Origin of the sequence: Domibacillus sp. PGB-M46 (assembly GCF_022668875.1) — a bacterium.
Classification (GTDB): domain Bacteria; phylum Bacillota; class Bacilli; order Bacillales; family Domibacillaceae; genus Domibacillus.
Map to the genome: position 1 here is coordinate 1 of NZ_JAKGCR010000055.1, position 5,268 is coordinate 5,268.

At 39.5% G+C, this 5,268-nt stretch carries 6 protein-coding genes and 1 pseudogene; 6 read left to right on the top strand and 1 reads right to left on the bottom strand.

Annotated elements, in window-relative coordinates:
- The 5 genes and pseudogenes from L2D08_RS23460 to L2D08_RS23480 all read left to right on the top strand — a co-directional run.
- A partial coding sequence (locus L2D08_RS23460; RefSeq protein ID WP_242237945.1) for a PTS glucitol/sorbitol transporter subunit IIC occupies window positions 1-213 on the top strand: 213 nt, incomplete at its 5' end.
- Between the two features lie 21 nt (window positions 214-234).
- A complete protein-coding gene (gene srlE / locus L2D08_RS23465; RefSeq protein ID WP_242237947.1) occupies window positions 235-1,272 on the top strand; it encodes a PTS glucitol/sorbitol transporter subunit IIB in 1,038 nt (345 codons plus the stop codon).
- Window positions 1,273-1,287: 15 nt separating this feature from the next.
- Entirely contained in the window at window positions 1,288-1,677 is a 390-nt protein-coding gene (locus L2D08_RS23470; protein WP_242237949.1) for a PTS glucitol/sorbitol transporter subunit IIA, read from the top strand.
- A 592-nt stretch (window positions 1,678-2,269) separates the two neighbouring features.
- A pseudogene (locus L2D08_RS23475) lies at window positions 2,270-2,466 on the top strand (PTS glucitol/sorbitol transporter subunit IIB); the annotation flags it as partial.
- Window positions 2,467-2,481: 15 nt separating this feature from the next.
- On the top strand, window positions 2,482-2,871 hold the full coding sequence (locus L2D08_RS23480; RefSeq protein WP_242237951.1) for a PTS glucitol/sorbitol transporter subunit IIA: 390 nt from the start codon (window positions 2,482-2,484) through the stop codon (window positions 2,869-2,871).
- 590 nt (window positions 2,872-3,461) lie between these two features.
- On the opposite strand, the gene L2D08_RS23485 is transcribed toward L2D08_RS23480, so the two are convergent.
- Complete coding sequence (locus tag L2D08_RS23485; protein ID WP_242237953.1) at window positions 3,462-3,626, bottom strand: hypothetical protein; 165 nt, start codon at window positions 3,624-3,626, stop codon at window positions 3,462-3,464.
- A gap of 403 nt (window positions 3,627-4,029) precedes the next feature.
- On the opposite strand from L2D08_RS23485, the gene L2D08_RS23490 reads away from it, so the two are divergent.
- A complete protein-coding gene (locus L2D08_RS23490) occupies window positions 4,030-4,755 on the top strand; it encodes a GntR family transcriptional regulator (protein ID WP_242237955.1) in 726 nt (241 codons plus the stop codon).
- Window positions 4,756-5,268 lie beyond the last annotated feature (513 nt).

Below are 5,268 nucleotides of genomic sequence, written 5' to 3' on the forward strand. Positions count from 1 at the left end.
CCGATCACGGGGCTTTTCCCGCATGCAAATGCGGCAGAGCTGTTTATCTACATGGGAATTGCACAGGGTATTACAACGCTTGGCCTTTCAACGGGGCCATTGGCGATCCGGTTCTTTATTGTCGGGCTGGTCGTAATGTTAATCCGCGGGATTATCACAGAGCGCATCACCATTACGATGATGAAACGCCAGGGGATTTCCGTAACGGACTAATGAAGAGAGGAGGAGAAGTACATGTCTGAAAATCAAGCAGTAAATCCATCATATAAAGCAGTGAAAATTAACAAAGGCAGCAATGGCTGGGGCGGGCCGCTTGTCATCCAGCCCGACGAGCAGAAAAAATATGTTGTATCCGTGACTGGCGGCGGCATCCACCCGGTTGCCCAGCGTATTGCCGAATTAACCGGTGCGGAAGCCGTTGACGGCTTTAAAACATCGATTGAAAAAGAGGAAATGGCATGCGTTCTCATCGACTGTGGGGGCACAGCACGCTGTGGCGTCTATCCAAAAATGGGTGTAATGACAATTAACCTAACCCCTACCTCGCCATCCGGGCCATTAATGAAATTTATTAAAGAAGACAATTTCGTCTCCGGCGTCAGAGAGCCGGACATTCAGCCAGCAGACGGAGCCCCGGCACCGTCTGTTACAGCGGAGGCTCATCCGAAAAATGCCCAGCAGCTGAAAGCGGAAGCGCGCGAGAAAGTCGCGCAGATGAAAACCAGCAATGGCGAACCGCGCAAGCAGAACATTATCGAAAAGCTGGGCCGTTCGATGGGCGGCGTGATCGGGGTGCTGTACCAGGCTGCCCGTGAAACGATTGAGCAGGTGCTGAAAAACATCATCCCATTTATGGCGCTTGTCAGCACCTTGATCGGGATTATCCTTTATACAGGCATCGGTGATATCATTGCCAACTTTGTATCGCCGCTTGCCGGCAATATCTTCGGGCTTCTCGTTCTGTCGGTGATTTGCGCCGTGCCGATCCTATCGCCGCTGCTCGGGCCGGGGGCCGTGATTGCCCAGGTCGTTGGTGTACTCGTCGGGGTAGAAATCGGCAAGGGGAATATCCCGCCAAACCTCGCCCTTCCAGCCCTGTTTGCGATTAACCCGCAGGTAGGCGCAGACTTTGTTCCAGTAGGCTTAACCCTTGGGGAAGCAAAACCGGAAACCGTAGAAGTCGGGGTGCCAGCTGTTTTAATGTCGCGCTTAATTACGGGACCGCTTGCCGTTGTGATTGCTTATTTTGCAAGCTTTGGTATGTATGAATAAACAGGAGGTAGAATCATGAGTGTTCAAGAGAGTGTACAACTGAAAACAATCTATCAGTCAACAGTTACAGGGCTTGGTGTAGACGTGGAAATGTTTGCGGAAGAGAAGATGCTCATTCTTTTTAATGAAAGCGCGCCAAAGGACTTGCGCGACATCGCCGTAAGCCATACGGTAGTTTCCTTGGAAGGCACCATCGAAGCGGGCGACATCCTCTCATTTGACGACCAGTCTTATGAAATCACGTTTGTCGGCGGGAAAGTAAATGAGACAGTGAGTGAGCTTGGCCACTGCACGATTGCATTTAATGGAGCAGATCATGCGGATCTGCCGGGAACGATGTGTGTAGAAGAAAAAGCGATGCCTGTCATTACCGTATCAACAAAATTGTCTATCAATAAAAAATAAAATAACCATCAACGAGCCGTTAAGCTAATCCTTTTGCTTAACGGTTATTTTATAACAGCTGTCGACAAAGTAGTTCTCAAATCTCTCGTTTGAGAGCTACTTTGTCTTTTTTTTATGTTTGAGTAGTCCTGATCAATCCAATTCCATTGGTTTTCCAAACCAACTAGCCGGTTTTTTCAGGTTTACGCAGGGAATGTAAGGATTGGCTGGATAGATACCTTATCCACTTCTCGGAGGGCAGTTGATTTACTTTATCGAAAATATATTAGAAAATTCCTTACTTGTTCTTTTGTTAAGCTAAACACCCTTTGAATAAGAAGAGAATATTTCTATTAACGGCTAGTAGACTCGAGAATGAGGATATTGTTTTGCTTAGAAAGCTTGAAAAAGTAGAGAAAAGATGAATAAAACGAAATGCATTTTTATTAGTGTATAATTTTTTTATACATTTATTGATTAATTGTACCGCAACAATTATAATTAAGGAGAATTATTATTGAAGATACAAAAGAAATTGTATTAAATCAAAAGCGATGGAACGTTATAAAACAAGGAGGAAAAACGGAAAGCTTTTTGGATGTGGAGAGAAAAGAAATACAGGCTTCCGTCTCTGTTTGCGATTAACCCGCAGGCAGGCACAGAGATCTTGTGCCAGTAGGCTTAACCCTTTGAGAAGCAAAACCGGAAACCGTAGAAGTCGGGGTGCCGGCTGTTTTAATGTCACGTTTAATTACGGGACCGCTTGCCGTTGTGATTGCTTATTTTGCAAGCTTCGGTATGTATGAATAAACAGGAGGTAGAATGATGAGTGTTCAAGAGAGTGTACAACTGAAAACAATCTATCAGTCAACAGTTACAGGGCTTGGTGCAGACGTGGAAATGTTTGCGGAAGAGAAGATGCTCATTCTTTTTAATGAAAGCGCGCCCAAGGATTTGCGCGACATCGCCGTAAGCCATACGGTAGTTTCCTTGGAAGGCACCATCGAAGCGGGCGACATTCTCTCATTTGACGACCAGTCTTATGAAATCACGTTTGTCGGCGGGAAAGTAAATGAGACAGTGAGCGAGCTTGGCCACTGCACGATTGCATTCAATGGAGCAGATCATGCGGATCTGCCAGGAACGATGTGTGTAGAAGAAAAAGCGATGCCTGTCATTACCGTATCAACAAAATTATCAATCAGTAAAAAGTAATTCAACCAGGCCGTTAAGCTGATCACCTTGCTTAACGGTTATTTTATTTTCTAATAGCTGCCAACAAAGCCTACAACTTGCAGCCGCGGTTTATTTATCACAGCTGTTTTTACATTTTTAAGTTTTAAATTAATCGTCAATTTAATGAATTGCAAAAAATAAAGGTAATTATAAACAAATGCACTGTATGTAAAATTCAAATATGTTTTGTAAAATAAACAGTAATTACATATTTAAAGAACCGTTTTTATCATGGTTCTAAACTTTTTCAATTATATCCCTGGCTACTTCCTGCATATTACCTTATTTTCTTCCAATTCATTATTCATTACTTATTGCTTTTTGCTCTCAACTATACTGAATGCGGCCTTGTGCAAGCTGGCGTCCAGTTCTTCTGAATCTCTGCGAAGGATTGTGTTTTTCATATAAAGAACCAGGAGCGGTCCTCGATCATTTCAACATGCAGGTTATCTGTCCTCACATGCTGATAAAGCAGATCCATCACTTGATAGGTGAGGGGATAGACGGCCTTTTTTAGCCCCTTTAATTATTCACAACAAAACAAGCTCATTACAATTGTCGATCTTCTTTTATAAATACTTTTCACAGCTTCTAACACATCTTTTTTCTAAATAAAAACGTAAGTCCCACTTGATATCTGTATTGGTTCCTGTAAAAATCATCACGTCGTCAGTGTCTCCATACACATAATAATCAAAAGAATCTTTTGCAAGGTAATACATCCTATCATTCATATTGTTCCTCCTAGAAAAGATCTCGAAAAGAGAACTTTTTTAATTATATATTTGTTTAATAAGATATTAAACAAATAAGAAAGAGGCTCATGATTATAAACAAGGTAATCATGAGCCTTCTGTATTTCTGAGTAGCCATACCTTAAAAGTGATGACACTGTTTTTTAGTTCCGTTTGTCACGGCTTAAGTGGTGACATATCCTAGTGTCATTAACCAAGCCGTAAGAAGGACAAAAATTGGGATACCATGTATTATTTTGCTTTTAATCCTAAAAGGAAGTTAAAAATTCAGAAAACTATATTGACTCTTAACTTTTGGAACTATAAAATATAAAACAAATCATCTAGATGTATAGATGAATCGGAGTGAAATGTTATTTAATATAATCCCTAGGAGGGTGGCATGAGTAATTATAATAATCTTATTCCAAAGTACGTTCAAATTGCAGATAGCTTAAGAAAAAAAGTAGATGAAATGTACAAAGAAGGAAGAGAAAAATTTTTAAGCGATGATGAACTAATAAAAATGTTTGATGTCTCTAGAATGACTATTCGTCAGGCCGTTCAATTGCTTGTAGAAGAAGGTCTTTTAAAACGTATCCAAGGAAAAGGCACATTTATTGTTCGTAAAGATAAATTAAAAACAGATATTGCTAAATTGGATACTTTTTTTCAAGGATGGTACTTAGAAAAAAACTTTAATGTTAAGTTGCTATATAGGGGATCCGTACCTTGTCCAGAAGGAATAGACGTAAAATTGGGGGTAAAACCTGGAGAAGAGGTTTATCAAGTAAAACGTTTACGTCTTTCAGAGGGTATCCCAGTTGTTATCGATAACCGTTATCTTTTAAAAAAGTATGGTGAACAAATTACTGATGAAGAATATATTAATTATTCTTTCTCGCATTTATTTTTAAATAAATTTAATATGTCCCTTTCCGAAGGAGAAATTGAAATAGAAGCAGTTCTTGCTAGTCAAGAGATTTCAAAAATTCTTGATGTTTCCGTAGGCTCGCCAATTTTATATAGAAGTGTTGACTTAAAAGTAAAAAAAGGCTGTGTTTTAACAGGTGCTTCTTCTTATCGTGGAGACATGTACAAATATAAATCAGTATTAAGTTTAGAATAAGAAAGAAAAAATAAATAGAGAAGAGGTGGTGTTCAGTTTTGAACTAGATTTATAGCTCCTCATTATTTTGTAAGTGCTTCCATTTTTGTTTTATAAACAAAATTCTCGGGTGGGAAAAATCACAAACATGTTCAAATATTAAGATTTAAGTGAAAGATTTGAAAAAACTAAAAATATTCCTACTGTTAGCACTTGGTTGTTCTTCTCAACAAACTAATCCGGAGTTCGCAAATAAGAATATAGAATTAGCAGACCTTCACCTGCCGGCGGAGGAAACGAGATTGTTTTTAGAGCTGTTCAAAATTTTTCAACTAAAGAAAAGCTGGTCAAACAAAATATCATAGTAGCAGCCAAGCCCGGTGTCGGTGATGAAGTTAACTGATAGGTATCTTAAGTAATTAAAGAAAGGAGGAAGAATATAAATTTTTTTACAGCATTTAACGAAAATGATGTCACAAGTCTTATAACTCTATCTTGAAATATTCTTACTAAAAAACTACAACTATATAATTC

Bases quoted from the DNA above. Each gene is read 5' to 3' on its own strand.
- srlE (WP_242237947.1), top strand. From the start codon at position 235: ATGTCTGAAAATCAAGCAGTAAATCCATCATATAAAGCAGTGAAAATT.
- L2D08_RS23470 (WP_242237949.1), top strand. From the start codon at position 1,288: ATGAGTGTTCAAGAGAGTGTACAACTGAAAACAATCTATCAGTCAACA.
- L2D08_RS23480 (WP_242237951.1), top strand. From the start codon at position 2,482: ATGAGTGTTCAAGAGAGTGTACAACTGAAAACAATCTATCAGTCAACA.
- L2D08_RS23485 (WP_242237953.1), bottom strand. From the start codon at position 3,626: ATGAATGATAGGATGTATTACCTTGCAAAAGATTCTTTTGATTATTAT.
- L2D08_RS23490 (WP_242237955.1), top strand. From the start codon at position 4,030: ATGAGTAATTATAATAATCTTATTCCAAAGTACGTTCAAATTGCAGAT.